This is a genomic window from Hoylesella marshii DSM 16973 = JCM 13450 (assembly GCF_000146675.1).
GTDB classification, from domain to species: Bacteria; Bacteroidota; Bacteroidia; order Bacteroidales; family Bacteroidaceae; genus Prevotella; species Prevotella marshii.
Genome location: NZ_GL397214.1, coordinates 2,170,192 through 2,186,949 on the forward strand (window position 1 = coordinate 2,170,192; position 16,758 = coordinate 2,186,949).

At 48.5% G+C, this 16,758-nt stretch carries 14 protein-coding genes and 1 pseudogene; 5 read left to right on the top strand and 10 right to left on the bottom strand.

Translation table 11 applies throughout. The features are described 5' to 3' along the window. Nucleotides 1-94 precede the first annotated feature (94 nt). From HMPREF0658_RS08945 to ahpF, 5 genes are all read left to right on the top strand, one after another. A complete protein-coding gene (locus HMPREF0658_RS08945; protein ID WP_006950324.1) occupies nucleotides 95-277 on the top strand; it encodes a hypothetical protein in 183 nt (60 codons plus the stop codon). Between the two features lie 16 nt (nucleotides 278-293). Next, complete coding sequence (locus HMPREF0658_RS08950; RefSeq protein WP_139047750.1) at nucleotides 294-1,955, top strand: hypothetical protein; 1,662 nt, start codon at nucleotides 294-296, stop codon at nucleotides 1,953-1,955. A gap of 591 nt (nucleotides 1,956-2,546) precedes the next feature. After that, nucleotides 2,547-3,134, top strand: a complete 588-nt coding sequence (locus HMPREF0658_RS08955; RefSeq protein WP_006950327.1) for a superoxide dismutase — start codon at nucleotides 2,547-2,549, stop codon at nucleotides 3,132-3,134. 41 nt (nucleotides 3,135-3,175) lie between these two features. After that, nucleotides 3,176-3,742, top strand: a complete 567-nt coding sequence (gene ahpC, locus HMPREF0658_RS08960) for an alkyl hydroperoxide reductase subunit C (RefSeq protein WP_006950328.1) — start codon at nucleotides 3,176-3,178, stop codon at nucleotides 3,740-3,742. 292 nt (nucleotides 3,743-4,034) lie between these two features. Beyond that, complete coding sequence (ahpF, locus tag HMPREF0658_RS08965) at nucleotides 4,035-5,594, top strand: alkyl hydroperoxide reductase subunit F (protein ID WP_006950329.1); 1,560 nt, start codon at nucleotides 4,035-4,037, stop codon at nucleotides 5,592-5,594. 260 nt (nucleotides 5,595-5,854) lie between these two features. Here ahpF and HMPREF0658_RS08970 read toward each other — a convergent pair whose 3' ends face one another. From HMPREF0658_RS08970 to nrfA, 10 genes and pseudogenes are all read right to left on the bottom strand, one after another. Continuing rightward, nucleotides 5,855-7,069 (bottom strand): L-serine ammonia-lyase, encoded by a 1,215-nt coding sequence (locus HMPREF0658_RS08970; RefSeq protein ID WP_006950330.1) that lies wholly within the window; start codon nucleotides 7,067-7,069, stop codon nucleotides 5,855-5,857. Between the two features lie 189 nt (nucleotides 7,070-7,258). Then, on the bottom strand, nucleotides 7,259-8,011 hold the full coding sequence (locus HMPREF0658_RS08975) for an exodeoxyribonuclease III (protein WP_006950331.1): 753 nt from the start codon (nucleotides 8,009-8,011) through the stop codon (nucleotides 7,259-7,261). Nucleotides 8,012-8,026: 15 nt separating this feature from the next. Further along, on the bottom strand, nucleotides 8,027-8,620 hold the full coding sequence (locus HMPREF0658_RS08980; RefSeq protein ID WP_006950332.1) for a DUF4840 domain-containing protein: 594 nt from the start codon (nucleotides 8,618-8,620) through the stop codon (nucleotides 8,027-8,029). A 77-nt stretch (nucleotides 8,621-8,697) separates the two neighbouring features. After that, the gene (gene folE / locus HMPREF0658_RS08985; RefSeq protein WP_024991040.1) at nucleotides 8,698-9,291 is read right to left on the bottom strand and encodes a GTP cyclohydrolase I FolE; all 594 of its coding nucleotides are present in this window, start codon (nucleotides 9,289-9,291) and stop codon (nucleotides 8,698-8,700) included. A gap of 48 nt (nucleotides 9,292-9,339) precedes the next feature. Then, nucleotides 9,340-10,017, bottom strand: coding sequence for an SPOR domain-containing protein (locus HMPREF0658_RS08990; RefSeq protein ID WP_006950334.1), 678 nt, complete (start codon nucleotides 10,015-10,017; stop codon nucleotides 9,340-9,342). Between the two features lie 243 nt (nucleotides 10,018-10,260). Further along, nucleotides 10,261-12,330, bottom strand: a pseudogene (locus HMPREF0658_RS12060) (BT_3928 family protein). Between the two features lie 13 nt (nucleotides 12,331-12,343). Then, the gene (locus tag HMPREF0658_RS09005; RefSeq protein WP_006950337.1) at nucleotides 12,344-12,934 is read right to left on the bottom strand and encodes a DUF1599 domain-containing protein; all 591 of its coding nucleotides are present in this window, start codon (nucleotides 12,932-12,934) and stop codon (nucleotides 12,344-12,346) included. 207 nt (nucleotides 12,935-13,141) lie between these two features. After that, the gene (ccsA, locus tag HMPREF0658_RS09010) at nucleotides 13,142-13,930 is read right to left on the bottom strand and encodes a cytochrome c biogenesis protein CcsA (protein ID WP_006950338.1); all 789 of its coding nucleotides are present in this window, start codon (nucleotides 13,928-13,930) and stop codon (nucleotides 13,142-13,144) included. Next, nucleotides 13,927-15,180 (bottom strand): cytochrome c biogenesis protein ResB, encoded by a 1,254-nt coding sequence (locus HMPREF0658_RS09015; RefSeq protein WP_024991041.1) that lies wholly within the window; start codon nucleotides 15,178-15,180, stop codon nucleotides 13,927-13,929. The genes ccsA and HMPREF0658_RS09015 overlap by 4 nt, the downstream gene beginning before the upstream one ends. Before the next feature lie 78 nt (nucleotides 15,181-15,258). Further along, nucleotides 15,259-16,746, bottom strand: coding sequence for an ammonia-forming cytochrome c nitrite reductase (gene nrfA, locus HMPREF0658_RS09020; RefSeq protein WP_006950340.1), 1,488 nt, complete (start codon nucleotides 16,744-16,746; stop codon nucleotides 15,259-15,261). Between the last annotated feature and the right edge of the window lie 12 nt (nucleotides 16,747-16,758).

Here is a 16,758-nt window from a genome sequence, read left to right on the forward strand (position 1 = left end):
AAGGAGTTCCCTTTGTTCGCTTTTTCATGCCCATTTGCGAGGTACGAGAAGGCAAAAATAACTTCAATTTTATTCACTTAAAACAATTAGAAAGATGAAAAGGAATCAGGAAGACAAGCTCCCGTATCTTGCACCGTGGTGTGAGGTGGTAGAAGCAGAAGAAACAAGTTTAATCTGCAGCAGTCCGAAAGTAACTCCCAACGGGCCGGGCTTCAACGAAGACGATTGGGACAACGAACACGACATTGACGATGGAGATGAAAATGAATTTGAATAAAAACAGAACAATGAAGATGAAAGCAACATTATTTAGCCTTTGCCTTGCAATAGGAGCACTTGCAATCACAGCATGCAGCAAAGAGGATAACAACGACAGAGAGGAAGAAACCACGTTTCAGGCCGTGCAGTTCCGCATGGCGGAAGAGGGATTCGGCACAGAAACCGAACTCACCCGAGCCTCTTCGATACCATCAGCACCAGCTCTGTCTGAGGTGGGCGATTGCGAAACAGAGACCACACTCGAAAGCGAGCCGGCAGAGAAGCCGACAGCAGCTACCCGCGGCGTAACCACCCCCACACACTACACCATCCGTGTCTATGAAGGCAGTACGTTGAAGGGAGAGATGAAAGGCACATTCACCGCCACAGGTTTTACACCCGATGCAGGCTCACCGACACAAGTCATGTTGGCGAGGAATCATACTTACACCTTTCTTTGCTTCAACGACCAAGTAACGCCCGTTGGCGATAAACTCGAAATAGCTTTGGCTAATGCTGCTACCGCGCGCATCGGTCGGCAACAAATCACTTTGGGCACCACCGATCAAGCCGTTAATCTGTCTTCCAAGCATGTGGGTGTGCGTGTTCATACGCAACTCGTGGCAAAGAAAGATATTCCTACAGCCGTCACCGCCACACTCCAATCCACGAGCAACAACATTCCGCAACGCGTGTCTTACGACCCCATCACCGGCAGTTATACAAGCATGAATACAGGTACGATGCCGGCCACAACAAATAATTCTCCGGCCAGCACGGAAGCAAAATACGTCGCATCGTATTGGGGAAAGAATTATGCTTATACCTCTACCGCCGATTACCATTATTTTTTGCCGACAACCGATGTAACCAGCTTGAAACTCAACATCTCGGGTACTACCATCTTTTGGAATCCGATTAACGGTAGTATTAACAAACTCGCCAACAATAGCCATCCATTTGCCGCCAACGGTACTTATCGTATCAAAGTAAAGATGAAACCCGCCTTTACCTATCTGATGAGCAACGGCGATGTCGGCACCTTTAAAGATACCACTTTCGGCGGAGGTGGGAAGACCCCTATTGCTTTGATTGTGCCCAACCAGAATATGGCCATCGCTTTAAAAGAGATTCCTGCAGGTATCATTTGGGCTGTTGCAAAGTATCAATGGACGCAAACCAATACACACAAGGCTACAAATGGTAAAAAATCCGTGTTTGAAGAGGCCACTACCGGCAAGGAGGAAACTTGGAATCCTACTTACAGCACAGCCATCGTTACAGGCAATAAAGCGAAGGGCCTCAATACGGATTTTCCGGCTTTCTATGCTGCTGCACATTACAATCCGGGAGTAGCCTACACCGGTTCGCCGGTATTAACATGGTATCTACCTTCTGGTGGTGATTTAGGAACAATGATTGTCCATTTAGGATTTGGGGAAAATCATTTTGTCGGTAGTACATCATATCTTTATTGGTATGGTCATTTAGTTAAAGAGGCCTTTATCCAAGTCGGCGGTACCATATTGACGGAAGAGCCATGGGGAAAACGACATTGGTCAAGTTCGATAATAGGTGGTGGAAGCATTTATATCGTACTTCCAGCAATTGGTCCAGAACAAGTCGACTTTGCAGTTAGTACAGGGTGGCTCAATAGCACAGATCTTTGTATTCGCCCCTTTGTATCCTATCAATAAAAGGCATAGAACTTTCAGGCTGCAAACATATATGGAAGCGAAAAATAAATTATGAATGAGCCACAGAGGTTCTATAAGTAAAATATAGTGTTGGAAATCATTTCCGGAGCGTCCGAATGCGCTGGCGATCTTATCGACCGCATTTCCGCAATCCAATCCGATGGTGCCGAAGGAATGAGGACAGCACTCGCTTATCAAACTTGATTATTTGGTTAACACTTTGGAGTGGTACGCGTCGCGATGACGTGTACCACTCGCTTTTTAATGATTGGAAAGGCAAGTGCTGTGGACATCAAGCCGGGGTTGCCGCTTTTTAGGACGATGCCTTTGTAAAAGAAAGAGCCTCGGAGAGGCGATGGAACACAGGCAGGGGTGAAGCCCCTGTTAAGCATGCGCAAAAAGGAAAAGCCCCAAAGGGGCGATGGAACGGCTGCATATCCGTTATCGTTCCGTCGCTCCTCCGGCTGATTTTGCACATGGAAATAGGTTTTGTCTATCGGCAGATAGATAATATCTGTTTGCCGGAAGAAAGATTCTTAATACCTTTGCAACGAGAAAGAAACAAACATAATACTAACTAAATAATAAATAATGATGACAATACAAATGCCTTCGCTCCCCTATGCACCTGCTGCTTTGGAGCCCGTTATCAGCGAGCAGACCATCAACTTCCACTACGGAAAGCATCTGCAAAACTACGTGAACACGCTGAACACATTGATTAAAGACACGGAATTTGCCGATAAGTCAATAGAAGACATCGTGAAGAAGGCTCCTGAAGGACCTATCTTCAACAACGCCGGACAGACACTCAACCATGCGCTCTACTTCAGCCAGTTTAAATCGCCCGCAGAGGGTAACGTGCCGACAGGTCGCATCGCCGAGGCTATCAATGCCGCGTTCGGTAGCTTCGATGCTTTCAAGGAGCAGTTCTCTCAGGCTGCGGCATCACTCTTTGGCTCAGGATGGGCATGGCTTTCGCAAGATAAAGACGGTAAACTCGTCATTACCAAGGAACCTAATGCAGGCAATCCGCTGCGTCATGGCAACGAGCCGCTCTTCGGACTCGACGTATGGGAACATGCTTACTATCTGGATTACCAGAACCGCCGTGTAGACCACATCGCCGCCGTTTGGCAAATCGTAGATTGGAGCATCGTAGAGAGCCGTCTGAAATAATACGTAAACATCAAAATATTCACATTAAAACATAAAAAACAATGGAAACGATTATCAATGCACAAATGCCTGAGTTCAAAGTTCAGGCTTTCCAAAACGGAACATTCAAAACTGTTAGCAGCGACGACGTAAAAGGCAAGTGGGCTGTATTCTTCTTCTATCCGGCCGACTTCACGTTCGTTTGCCCCACGGAATTGGTAGACCTCGCCGAGAAATACGAACAGCTCAAAGGCATGGGCGTAGAGGTGTTCTCCGTAAGTTGCGACACCCATTTCGTACACAAAGCATGGCACGATGCTTCAGACAGCATTAAGAAAATCAACTACGCTATGTTGGCCGACCCCTTGGCTGTGTTGAGCCGCGGTTTCGGTGTGTATAAGGAAGACGAAGGGCTGGCCTATCGCGGTACATTCGTAGTAGACCCCGAGGGTAAAATCAAGATTGCAGAGATTCAGGACAACAGCGTGGGACGCAATGCCGATGAGCTTGTACGCAAGGTAGAGGCAGCTCAGTTTGTCGCTTCTCACCCGGGCGAGGTTTGCCCCGCTAAGTGGAAAAAGGGTGCAGAAACGCTGAAACCGAGCATCGACCTTGTAGGCAAACTTTAACTCCAATTGGTCATTAGACTGCTCATCTGTCATCTCAATAGGGACGACATAGCTTCCTGTCATCTTTTATTCGCTTGTCGGCATCTTGTCTGCCATCCTTTCTCGACGTAGTCCACTACGTCTTCGGCAGGACGACAAACAATCTATCCGACAATCCAACAAAACCTGTACAGGGTCTAATGACCAAATTGAGTTTAATTGTCTCACGTATAGTTTATAGGTTCTTTCTTTCCATGCCGGTAGGCTGGCAGGTAAAGAACCTTTTTTATTCATCCCTAAAATCGTATTTTATATGTTAGACCAAGATATTCTCGAACAAGTAAAAGGCATCTTCACAAGCCTGAAGACCACGTACACGCTGCGTGCCGTGCTTGGTGCATCCCGCTTGGAAGCAGCCGATATGCAGGCTTTCCTAACGGACTTCACATCCACGTCCGACCATCTGAAGCTCGAAACAGTCGAGGGCGATGCCGATAGCCTTGAATTCTCGATTTTAAAAGATGGTGCAGACACCGGTATCACATTTCGCGGCATCCCCAACGGACATGAGTTTACCTCTTTGCTCCTTGCCGTTCTCAACGCCGACGGTCAGGGAAAGAATCTTCCCGACGAGGCCATAGTCCGCCGTATTGCCGCCATTGCAGGGCAGGCAAAGTTGCAGACCTATGTGTCGCTGACGTGTACGAATTGCCCCGATGTGGTGCAGGCACTGAACGTGATGGCACTGCTCAATCCCGCTATCAGTCATGAGATGATAGATGGCGCCCTCTTTCAGGAGGAAGTAAGCGCCAAAGGCATACAAGGTGTGCCTGCTGTCTTTCTCAATGGCGAACCGTTCCATAGCGGACGCGGCACATTGGGCGAGCTGCTCGACAAGTTAGAAGAAAAGATGGGTACCTCGGAGACGGGCAACGAACAGCCGATAGAGCGTACATACGACGTTGTCGTGTTGGGTGGAGGACCTGCCGGTTCGGCTGCTGCCATCTATTCTGCCAGAAAAGGACTGAAAGTGGCTGTCGTTGCCGAGCGTATCGGCGGGCAAGTGATGGATACCACGGGTATTGAGAATCTTATCTCCGTTTCTCAAACCACCGGTACGAAGTTAGCCGATGACCTGCGGAACCATATCGGCAGTTATCCCGTAGATATCTTCGAGAACCGCAAGATTGAGCATGCCGACCTGCGCGATGCTGTGAAGCGTGTTTGTGTCAGGGGCGGAGAAACTTTTCTTGCGCCTGCTGTCATCGTCGCAACAGGTGCCGGTTGGAGGCGTCTCAATGTCGATGGAGAAGCTCAATACATCGGTCACGGCGTGCATTTCTGTCCTCATTGCGACGGACCGTTTTACAAAGGTCGTCCCGTAGCAGTCGTTGGGGGAGGCAATTCGGGTATGGAAGCGGCTATCGACCTTGCCGGCATCTGTTCAAAAGTAACGGTGTTGGAATTTGCTGACACACTTCGTGCAGATACGGTGCTGCTTGAGAAAGCTGCACAAATGCCCAATATCGAGATTTTCAAATCGTCTCAAACCACACAAGTGTTAGGGGATGGTACGAAAGTAAGCGGTATCCGTGTGAAAGACCGCACCACAGATAAGGAACGCGACATTGCCCTCGACGGTATCTTCGTGCAGATAGGATTGGCTGCCAACAGTGCTCCTTTTGCCGATGAACTCGACCTTACACCGCAAAAGGAAATCATCATCGATGCGCATTGCCGTACTTCTATTTCGGGTGTTTATGCTGCCGGCGACGTCTCTTCTGTGCCTTACAAGCAAATTGTCATAGCGATGGGCGAAGGTGCAAAGGCTGCCCTCTCGGCATTTGAAGACCGCCTGCACGGCGTTATCTGACCTTTATCCATACCGTTTCCCGCATCTTTCGGTTTCATGTCATAGTCTCCTTGCCGCAAGTGCTGGGAATCGGTGTGTGAGAGGGGCAATTGCGTTCATTATATCAAGGCCGTTGTATTTATTATATCAATAGGACGGTCTTCCTTATATCAAGACAAATGTCTTCATATAATGAATGCAGTGGCTTTGATATAATGAACGCGATGGTCTCGATATAATAGACTTGTGTCGTTATTGGTAAGCTGCCAAATACTCTCTGTTTAGCAATACGTATGGTAGTCCTTTGCCAACCCTCCCTCACTCGTTTCCTTATAGAGCGACGGAAGGTCGTGACCGGTCTGTTTCATCACTTCTACTACGCGGTCAAACGATACTCGGTGTAGTCCGTCAGAGAAGGTGGAATACAGATTGGCATCGAGTGCACGGGTGGCAGCAAAGGCATTTCGCTCGATGCAAGGTATTTGTACGAGACCGCAAACGGGGTCGCAGGTCATGCCAAGATGGTGTTCTAATCCCATTTCTGCTGCATATTCTATCTGTGCCGGACTGCCTCCGAAGAGCTGACAGGATGCTGCTGAGGCCATGGCGCATGCCACGCCCACTTCTCCTTGGCAGCCTACTTCCGCTCCGGAGATAGAGGCGTTTTGCTTTACCACATTTCCGAAGAGTCCCGCTGTTGCCAAAGCATGCACTATCTTCGTTTCGCTAAACTCATGCGTCTTGGCCAAATGATAGAGCACAGCAGGCAATACACCGCACGAACCGCAAGTAGGGGCTGTCACCACAGTGCCGCCCGAGGCGTTCATCTCACTCACCGCAAGCGCATAGGCATAAACCAATCCGCGCGATTGAAGCGAAGGTCTATAGCCTTTGGCCTTGATATAATAAGTCGCCGCCTTACGGGGAAGATTCAACTCGCCCGGCAACACGCCTTCGGTATCTAAGCCCCGTTCCACGCAGGCCTTCATGACGTTCCATACCTTTGTCAGGTATTCCCATATATCCGTTTCTTCGCAGTGAGCCACATACTCCCAATAATTGCGGCCATTGTTCTCACACCATTGCATGATGTCTTGCATGCAGTTGAGCGAATAGACCTCTGTCTGCCTCGAAGTATCGGCTTCTTCCTTACCCTCCGACAAGGAACCGCCCCCCACACTGTAGACTGTCCATTCTTCTGTCTTGGTTCCCTTGGCATTGTAGGCCACATATTTCATGCCGTTAGGATGGAAAGGGAGAAACAGGGTAGGCTCCCAAATGATGCGAACGGGTGCTACCGGTTCCAATACCTCTATGATGGCTACATCCGTCATGTGTCCTTTCCCCGTTGCAGCAAGGCTTCCGTAAAGTGTTACCTCAAACTTTTTTGCGTCTAAATGTCGGTCTCTGAATATTTTGGCGGCCTTCTGTGGCCCCATGGTATGGCTGCTCGATGGCCCTTTACCTATCTTATAAATGCCCTTGATAGATTTCATTTCGTACGTGTTATCTCTTGTTCGGCTGCAAAAATACGATTATTTTTCCATTCCATCACATCTTTACATCATAATCCTCACGACCACTTCGCAATACGGCAGATAAACGAAGAGGACATAAAAATCATCGCTCGGCAAATTTTCTTTTTGCCGAGCGATGATTCTTCCATGAGGAGATGGAAAGCCGTATCAAAGGTTCAGTTCCACTTCCACGGGGCAATGGTCTGATCCCAAGATAGCCGTATGAATCTTGGCATCTATGATTTGCGGCTTCAGTCGGTTGGAAACAACAAAGTAGTCGATACGCCAACCGGCATTTTTGGCACGTGCCTGAAAGCGGTAAGACCACCAACTGTATCTCACTTGTTCAGGATATTTGTAGCGGAAAGTATCTGTAAAACCTTCCGAAAGCAAGGTCGTAAACTTATTCCGCTCCTCATCCGTGAAGCCGGCGTTATGCCTGTTTGTCTTCGGATTTTTAATGTCTATCTCCTCATGGGCTACGTTCATGTCGCCGCATATAATCACCGGTTTCTTCGCGTCGAGCTTTTTGATGTATTGCAGGAAATCTTCTTCCCACTGCATGCGGTATGCTAAGCGTTTCAACCCATCCTGCGAGTTGGGCGTGTACACGGTAACGAGATAAAAACCGGGCATTTCCAACGTGATGATACGTCCCTCATGGTCGTGTGCTTCCACCCCCATGCCGTAAGAAACGCTCTGCGGTTGATGCCTCGTGTAGATGGCTGTACCCGAATACCCCTTCTTTTCGGCATAATTCCAATAGGCTTCATATCCCTCGAACTGTAGGTTCAGCTGCCCTTCTTGCATCTTTGTTTCCTGCAGGCAGAAGAAGTCGGCGTCGAGCATACGGAAACTTTCTTCAAACGATTTGCCTACGCAGGCGCGCAGGCCGTTGACGTTCCATGAGACGAATTTCATTGTTTTGCAGTGCTGTTATTTGGTTCTGTAAGTATAGAGAACCTGCGGGAAGGTGCTGATTCGCTTGTTATCGAGATACAGATTGGAAACAACCATGCTGAAAGCCATGTTTTTCGAGGCCGTCATAAACGTGCCTCCATATTGTGCTTGGGCAAATGCCAATGCCACGCGGTGCTTGTTTCCGCCGTAGGTAACATCGAATTCTATGTTGTCCGGATAGAGGCCAAAGTACGTGACGCCGCTTTCTAATTTCACAATGCTGTATTGTGCGGTGCATTCCACTGTTTTTTTATCGTCCAGCGCCTGCCGTAAGTCGGCATAAGTGTTGTCTAACGTACTTGCGATGGGAGCTAAGCGAAAGGCCGGAATCTTAAGTTTCACATCCGATTCCCATGTCTGGTTAGGCGTGGTTTCTGTGGTTTGTGTGTTGCCGAGCGTAGAGGTCACCTTTCCCGTGTATGTCCCTTTCATGGCCTTTACAGCTGCGATGGCTTGTTCTTTGGTAATTTCGTTTTTGTTATCGCTGTCGCTCAAGCACGAAGTCAACGAACTTGTCAGTGTTAGAAAACCGAGTGCAACAACGGCAAATCTGTTCAACTTTTTCATCATTTCTTTGGTTTAAATGTTTAATTGTTTTCTTATGAAACGTCGTGAGGTAACAAATCTTGCGCAAAAAGATGTTAAAGTTAGATTCGTTTGGTCTCTCCCCGCAACAGATTCATAAACTCTTCGCGTGTTTTGGCCTGATTAAATGCCCCGCTGAAGTCGCTTGTCGTGGTGATGGAGTTTTGTTTCTCTACGCCCCGCATTTGCATACACATGTGTTTAGCTTCCACAATCACCATCACGCCCAACGGTTTCAGCGTGTTTTGTATGCAATCTTTTATCTGTTGGGTCATACGTTCCTGTACCTGCAGGCGATGACTGATGATGTCTACAACACGGGCTATCTTGCTCAAACCGGTAATTTTTCCGTTGGGGATATAGGCCACATGCACCTTTCCGTAGAAAGGTAGGATGTGATGTTCGCAGAGTGAGAAGAAGTCGATATCTTTCACAATCACCATTTGGTTGTAACTTTCTTCAAAGAGCGCATCGGTCAGCACCTTTGATGGATCTTGTCGGTAGCCTCTTGTAAGCACCTGCATGGCTTTGGCCACTCTCATGGGTGTTTTTTCCAATCCTTCGCGTTGAGGGTCTTCACCCAACAGTTCAAGGATACGCCGATAGTGCGATGAGAGTTCGTCGAGTCCCTCTCGGAAGTCTTCTTCAGTAGTCATTTTGTTTTTATTTTCCACCTTATTATATGAGGTTCCTTAGTGCCGGTATCAGTATTGCACAGTAATTTTCCCTTTCACAATACATGCTTGTTTGTAGCCGAGTTTCTTTATTTGCTGTAAAACACGGTTGGCTTCCTCGTAAGAGCGGTAGTTACCTACGCGGCAAATCCATCTCGGAGAGTAGAAATGCACGTAGACAGGTTCTTCGGGGAAGTGTGCCTTGATGGCTGCCCCTATGTTCTCGGCCTTTTGGCGGTCGGCTCTGGAATTGCCGCCCGAGAATGCTTGCACCCTGTACCCATCCACCTTGTAGCCTTGTCGCATCACTTTCTTACGCAGCGGCACGGGCGTTGTTTCCGTTTCTGCTGTATTGTCAGGCTCCGCGTGTTTGTTGTTCTGTGTACCGACCGTTTCTTTCTGCTCTGTTTTTTGCGTGTTCTTGTCTTTCTCAGGCTGTGTTTTCACCGTTTTATTGCCATCGTTTCGTTCTGTGGCATGCGGCTTTTCAGTCTGCGTTTTTGGCGTGTCGGCATGGTTACTCTTAGGTTTTTGCGACACTGTTGCCGTGTTCTTGCCGTTAACCAGTTCGTCTATGGCTGTACTCTGTATCACGGTTACTTTTCCCTGACCTTGCTTTTTGGCTTGCAGGCGGTCGAGAAACGTTTGTGCATGCGACACATGAGAAATGCCGAATGCCAAGACTATGAGTGCGACAAGTTGTTTCATTTTCGATGTTTCAGTTATGGGTAAAGGGCTGGGAGGAAAGGGGTGAAAACGAGCCTTGGAAGTCTCTTGCCAACATGCTCATAATGAGCGATTTGTGATAGTTAAGCTTTTAGGTCTTGAAAGCTATCCTTTTACACGATGAAAGCTTAGCTTCCATCGTGTAAAAGCTAAGAGATTTCCAGATGGTTGCTCACGTCGTAAGGAGTCCGTTCTGTGCGACGGTCTTCCAGCCTTTGTCTTTGTTTACTTTTTCCAAGCATCTATGATGCCTTTGAAGTCGGCACATTTCAGTGCTGCACCTCCTATCAAACCGCCATCGATGTCGGGTTTTGCAAAGAGTTCCGGTGCGTTTGACGGTTTGCAGCTTCCTCCATAAAGGATGGAAGTCTCGTCGGCGGTGTCTTTGCCATAATGCTCTGCAATGGCGGCACGTATGAAAGCATGTATTTCTTCGGCCTGTTCTGCCGTTGCGGTTTTGCCTGTTCCAATCGCCCAAATAGGTTCGTATGCTACTGTTATCTGCTTAAATTCGGCGGCAGAGAGATTGAATACCGATCCTTCCAATTGCTTTTTTACGACTTCATTTTGGCGGTTGGCTTCGCGTTCTTCCAGCGATTCGCCGATACAAAAGATGACTTTCAGTCCGTTTTTCAGTGCTAACAGTACTTTCTCTTTCAGTATTTCCGGGGTTTCTCCATAGTATTGGCGGCGCTCGGAGTGGCCTAATATCACGTATTCGGCACCTGTGCTTTTCACCATGGCAGCAGAAACTTCGCCCGTATAAGCACCGCTTTCTTTATCGGCACAGTTTTCTGCACCTAAGCCCATCAGTTTTTTATCGATGGTTCCGGCAATTGTGGCCAAATGGATAAACGGTGTGCAGATAATCACGTCGCAGTGGGGACGGTCGGCAGTCAGAGCTTCGTTGAGCTGTTTGGATAGTGCCACGCCTTCTTGCAGGTTGAGATTCATCTTCCAGTTGCCTGCTACAATTTTCTTTCTCATATTCTTTTATTTTAAAGTGTTATATGTTTCATCTGTTTTCTTTTTCGCTTTCAGAAAGTGAGTCCATGCCCACAGTCGGTCGGCCAAGGTGAGGAGGAAGAGCGGGAGCACAAACCACAGCACCACACCGGCAATCTTTCGAGGTATGGAGTCTGCCGGCAAATGTCCCAAAGGCAGCTTTTCGAGCCTTGCCGACAGTTCCTCCTGTCGGGGCAAATCGTTGTGGCTCCATTTCCGTATGATAACTCCGTCTTTCAGCAACATGATGCCCGGATTGCTCCGAATCATGGTTTTCAGTGTTGTGGCATCGGCATTGAGAAACGGATACTCGGCTCCTGTAATGTCTCTCCACATCTGCACGCCGCTCATCGTGCTGGCAGTAAGTCCGTAAAAGGCATATCCATGCTCTTGGGCGTATTCGTATAAGTAGTCGATATCGCCGAAGTTACCGTCGTCGGCCTCTTCTAAATGGGGTGAAATGAGCAGGAATGTATAGCCTTTCCGTTCGAGAACAGCGGCAGTAAGGTCTTCTCCCGTCTTCATGTCTTGCAGTGAAAAGTCGTGAATGGGCGGCACATAGCCTTCTTGTGTCTGCACGGTCTTGCTATCGATAAACGTCCATGAGGAGTCGGGATAGTCTTCTAAAGTAAACTCTTTCTGCTTTCCGTCTTTCTCTAAGATAAACGTCGTCTGGAACTCCGGTGCCTTCGCACCTTCGGGTATCTCCATTTCTCGGTTGATATCTGTGCCTACGTGATAGGGCAGAAAGTCGAAAACAGGCAACAGATACAGGCTGTATGCACTTGTAAAGAGGATAAAAACGAAGGTGAAATGAAAGGCTATCCATTGATTGGTCTTAGAAATAAACCGATACATGCGCAGCGGCATGAAGAAAACCGTTAAGGATGCGCCGAGCAGAACGATGTTTTTCAGCAGTGTTTCGCCGTTTGTCAATCGGATAAAATCGCCGAAACAGCCACAGTCTTCCACAGGGTTGGCCACATAAATCCATATCGTGAGCAACGTCATGACCGACATGAAGACGAGCGTTACCTTGGAGATGAGCCGGCGGCGGATGGCCAGCAACAGGAAGATACCTATGGAAAATTCGATGGCAGAGAGAGAGACCGATGCGCCGAGGGTGACAAACCGAGGTACATAGGCCATGAGATGCAACGCCCCCAGATAGTCTTCTATCTTATACTGCGTGCCCAATGGGTCTACAGCCTTTACGTAGCCGGAGAAGATAAACGCGATGGCTATGAGTAGCCGGCAGACATTGGTGAGTATGGTCTTCAGTTTGTTCACTTGCGGTTATCCTTTACCTGTCTTTTGATGGACTGTCTTTGGTGCTGCAAGAGGCTTCTTCTAATTTGATAACACCAAAGACAGCATAGTTGATAATGTCCATATAATTGGCATCGATACCTTCTGATATGAGGGTATCGCCTCCCAAATCTTCTATTTCTTTCACGCGTTGCAGCTTGGTCAGGATAAGGTCTGTATAACTACTGATACGCATATTGCGCCACGCTTCATCATAGTCGTGGTTTTTTTTCAACATGAGTTGCAATGCTTTTGCCGCGTATTCGTCGTACAGACGCATGGCTTCTTCCGACGAAAGGTCGGCTTGGTCGGCATAACCTCTGTCTAATTGTATGAGCCCCACAATGCCGTAATTAATCAATGCCATGAATTCAGGCATGATACCTTCGCCCACCAACGACTTTTTCTTTATCTCTAAAGAGCGTATGCGCTTTGCTTTGATATAGAGCTGGTCGGTCAGCGACGAGGGGCGAAGTATTCTCCAAGAAGCTCCATAGTCGTGCAGCTTCTTTTCAAACAGCGTCCTGCATAGTGTCAGCGCATGCTTGAACTGCATCTTAGTGTCGGTTTTTCCTATTGCTTCCATATTGTATAATCCGTTGCAAATTTACGGATTAATATTGAGAATGCAAAGACTTTTCCTCCGGAAGAATGGTTGTAAGGCATCATATCCTCTGCGGAGCAGACCGGGCAGTTTGCTCCATAGAGAATGAATACCGACGGAAAGGCAGGCCGGAACAGTGCAAATGGAAAGCCGGCGTTGTGGAACAGGGGTGTGGAAAACGAGGGGAAGTCAGCCTAAATTATAGGTGTGGATGCTCGTTCCCTGTGCAGACGGCAGGTAATTGATGCCCCACCAGCACATTTGCAGTAAGATAAAGGAGACGAGAAGCATCCAGAGGGCGGGACGATAGCTGTGCCGCTGTCCTAACCGATAGTGGATATAAGCCAGATAGGCGAACCAAGTAACGGCTGCCCATGTCTCTTTCGGGTCCCACGCCCAATAGTGTCCCCATGCTTCTTTAGCCCAAAGTGCCCCGAAAAGCATGCCTATGGTCATGAATGAAAGACCGACATACACTAAATTATCGCATATTTCCATCTCGTGTTCGCCCATGGAACGTTTGGCAAAAAACAAGAGATAACCCGACATGACAGCAGCTGCGCCCAACATGGCGTAGGCAAACATATAGATGATGACATGAGGGGCAAACCACGGACTTTGAAGGGCGGGCATGAGAGTCTTGCTGTGTATCTCGGGCCTGAGAAGGTTGATACAAATGAAAACAAGTGCTAATACGGTGCTGAACGTGAGAATCCATTTGTAACGCCAGCGGCTGTAGACAATCAATCCGGCAAGAGGAAGGAAGAAAGAGTACCACAAACGGGTTTCGCCCATGGTGCGAAGCGGAGGACGTTCGAGTGCTATCCACATGCCGATGATGAAAGCGAAAAAGACCAAAAGACCGGCTATGGTGCATCCATAGGCAGCTATTGTGCGGCCTTTCCATGCCGCTAATGCCCCGATAGCCCAGCACAGAACCGCCGGAAGGGCAAAAAAGATGAAGTCATTCCATGTCATTTCTCTGTTCCTCTCTTCTTTTGAGCAATGATAAACATGCACAACGCACCCGCCAACATCATATAAATGCCCGTATATACCAAAGGCAGCCACGGGTCAGAGACCAATTCGAGCACGCTGGTATCGCTCCAGCACCCCATCTGTCGGTTGTAATCGAGCTGATAAATCTTCCATCCCTCAAGTTCAAAAGGTTGGTTCACAAGGATATCGGTCATGATGCGTTTGCCGCTTTTGGTGAGTATTTCTACGCGGGAGATAAAGCGTTCGGGTTCTCGCTCCGGCATAACGAGTGTTACTTTGTCGTCGAGTTTCAGCTCCTGATAGGGAAACAGATAGCTGCCACATGTGACCCATCCTTGCCGGAGGAGGGTTTGAGCATGCCCCTTGCTGTCTGTCTGGCGTTTGGTAGCTCTTACAAGAAGGGCGCAAGAGGCACCGGACGAAGGCCAAGAGACGTAGTTGGTCGTGTCGCGGGTCATGACCGGCGCAGCCCATTTGATGCGTTTCAATATGCGGAAATGCCACTTTAAGATGTCGCCCCCTTTGAAAGTGCTGTCTACAAGCAAAGTGTAGGGCTTTCGTTCGGGTATTTCGCGACCGGTCTTCGTGTTGATGAGCATGAGTTTCGGGGGATATTCGTCGATGCGGAAGCGTTTGAGTTGTATAGCCAACGCCAACTCATGGACTTTTCCTTGGTCATCAACGGCACGCCATTCGGGTGTTTCCATGTTGATGTTGAGCTTGAGACGCTGCATGTCGGCACTGCCTAAAGTGGCAGAAACCATGACGATGAATAGGCCGAGGTGGTTCAGATAAAAAGGAATATCACGCCACGTAAACCGAAAAAGATGGTCTACGATGAGTTCACCCAGCTGAATGACCAACCAGAAATAGACCAAAACAAACGGCCATGAGCTGAGCATGTCGGTAAAGCCAAGTACATCGACAGGGGCATGACCTGTGGGAACTTGACGCGTAATGCCCATGATGGCAGTCAGAAAGACAGCCCAGCAGAGGGCGGGAACGGCCGCAGCATAAGTGGAAAGGAAACGGAAGGCGTAGACTTTGCTGCGTAGCGCATAGACGACACCTATTATGAGAAGGAGAAAAACGAGTGCAAGGAGGTTGAGCGGGAAAGCAAATAATTTCCATTGAACAGGTCCTACGCTCCATTGCAGCATAAGGCCTGTGAGTACAAGTCCTAAGCCGATAGCGAAGCCCTCTTTGAGCTTCCATGGTTGCATCCACATCATATTGATTGGCTTTCTTACAAACAGATGCGGGAACAGTGTGTATGCTGTCCCCACATGCCGGTATTTCTTACTGAATTATAACGTGATAAAACGGCCTTTCTTTTTGGCTTCCTGTATCCACTTGGGAACTATCGTTTGAAGGAATTTCTTTTTGTCTGCCATCTTCTGCTTGCCATCAATGCCTAAGTAAGCCCATGCTTTCTCTTTGGTAGAGATGTCGGGCATCGGTACATCTCCATAGAATCCGTGATGTGCCAGCACTTTAGAGAGGCGAAGGCGTGCTTGATGCGCATAGTCGAGGCTGTGGCCAAGAATGCGCATCACCTCTTGAGGAGCATGGAAAGATGCGCCGTGGCTGGCTACAGCAAAGTCCCAACGCCACTGACTCTTGCGCAATAGCGAAAGGATGGGTTTCATCTCTGTTTCCGAGGCTCCCTTATCCCATGCAAATTTAGCTTCTATATGGGCGGTGGACAGTTCTTTCTCTACCCGATTACGTATCTCGTTACACTTCCGTTGACGTTCGTAGACGTTCTGTCGGAGTGTCTCGGCATCTTCTCGGTGGCAGGTCTGACATGTGCGGTCGATATGGGCAAGCGGGCTCATGATATGATGGTCGGAGTATTTCACTCCTCCTTCAGAGATATAAGGCATGTGACAATCGGCACAGGAAACGCCCCTTTGACCATGAATACCCATCTTTGAAAGTTCATAACCCGGGTGTTGTGCTTTCAGAATGGGTGCCTTGCTCAGTTGGTGAATATAGTCATAATAGCCTGTCTTGTCGTAATATGCCTCGATATTCTCAACCGTTAATCCACTGTCTTGTGGGAAAGTGAGATATTTCCCATCGCCTTTGAAGTAATATTCCGTGTGGCATTGTGCGCAGACAAGTGAGCGCATTTCCTGATGAGAGGCCTTGCTGACATCCAATCCCCTGCGTTTCCATGCTTCATACAGTGCGGGACGTGCCGGCCGTAGGTCCATTGTGCGGGCATCATGGCAGTCCGAGCAACCGATGGTATTCATGACTTCAGGTCCCCATTGGCTCCATTTTGCTTTGTAGAAGTTTGCTACACCCTTCTCTTTCATCAGTCTCGGCACATCGGGACCTTTGCAAGTCCAGCATGTCCCGGGCTGTGGCTCGTCGCCAGGGGTTACGCCCGGTGCTCCGGTACGCAGGATTTCGCGCATATCTTCTATGGCATGGTGGTGTCCGCGCGGAGACTTGTAATCCCAAGCGAAGGAATATCCACCCCAGAGAATGACCATTTCGGGGCGTTGCGCCAGAACGTCTTTATGCTGCGAGCCGTTGAACTCACTCTCGAAAGTGGTGTCTTCAGTTGCTTTCCATGTCTCGTATTCGCGTGGAAAGTCGCCTGCAAACTTCTCGTTCTGTGCAACAATGTCTTCTTTAAACATGTTTTTCCTGTTGTTGAAGATGCTTACCACCTCTGCGCGACGTTCCAAAAGGGAGGACGCTACGAGACCTAACAGGAATACGACGACCATCGAACCTCCGAACAACAGCCATCCTTGCCAACGTTTTAAATGCTTTTCCATCTTTATTTCCGG

Excerpts from the sequence above, each read along its gene's own strand:
- HMPREF0658_RS08945 (WP_006950324.1), top strand. The coding sequence starts at position 95 with ATGAAAAGGAATCAGGAAGACAAGCTCCCGTATCTTGCACCGTGGTGT.
- HMPREF0658_RS08950 (WP_139047750.1), top strand. The coding sequence starts at position 294 with ATGAAAGCAACATTATTTAGCCTTTGCCTTGCAATAGGAGCACTTGCA.
- HMPREF0658_RS08955 (WP_006950327.1), top strand. The coding sequence starts at position 2,547 with ATGATGACAATACAAATGCCTTCGCTCCCCTATGCACCTGCTGCTTTG.
- ahpC (WP_006950328.1), top strand. The coding sequence starts at position 3,176 with ATGGAAACGATTATCAATGCACAAATGCCTGAGTTCAAAGTTCAGGCT.
- ahpF (WP_006950329.1), top strand. The coding sequence starts at position 4,035 with ATGTTAGACCAAGATATTCTCGAACAAGTAAAAGGCATCTTCACAAGC.
- HMPREF0658_RS08970 (WP_006950330.1), bottom strand. The coding sequence starts at position 7,069 with ATGAAATCTATCAAGGGCATTTATAAGATAGGTAAAGGGCCATCGAGC.
- HMPREF0658_RS08975 (WP_006950331.1), bottom strand. The coding sequence starts at position 8,011 with ATGAAATTCGTCTCATGGAACGTCAACGGCCTGCGCGCCTGCGTAGGC.
- HMPREF0658_RS08980 (WP_006950332.1), bottom strand. The coding sequence starts at position 8,620 with ATGATGAAAAAGTTGAACAGATTTGCCGTTGTTGCACTCGGTTTTCTA.
- folE (WP_024991040.1), bottom strand. The coding sequence starts at position 9,291 with ATGACTACTGAAGAAGACTTCCGAGAGGGACTCGACGAACTCTCATCG.
- HMPREF0658_RS08990 (WP_006950334.1), bottom strand. The coding sequence starts at position 10,017 with ATGAAACAACTTGTCGCACTCATAGTCTTGGCATTCGGCATTTCTCAT.
- HMPREF0658_RS09005 (WP_006950337.1), bottom strand. The coding sequence starts at position 12,934 with ATGGAAGCAATAGGAAAAACCGACACTAAGATGCAGTTCAAGCATGCG.
- ccsA (WP_006950338.1), bottom strand. The coding sequence starts at position 13,930 with ATGACATGGAATGACTTCATCTTTTTTGCCCTTCCGGCGGTTCTGTGC.
- HMPREF0658_RS09015 (WP_024991041.1), bottom strand. The coding sequence starts at position 15,180 with ATGTGGATGCAACCATGGAAGCTCAAAGAGGGCTTCGCTATCGGCTTA.
- nrfA (WP_006950340.1), bottom strand. The coding sequence starts at position 16,746 with ATGGAAAAGCATTTAAAACGTTGGCAAGGATGGCTGTTGTTCGGAGGT.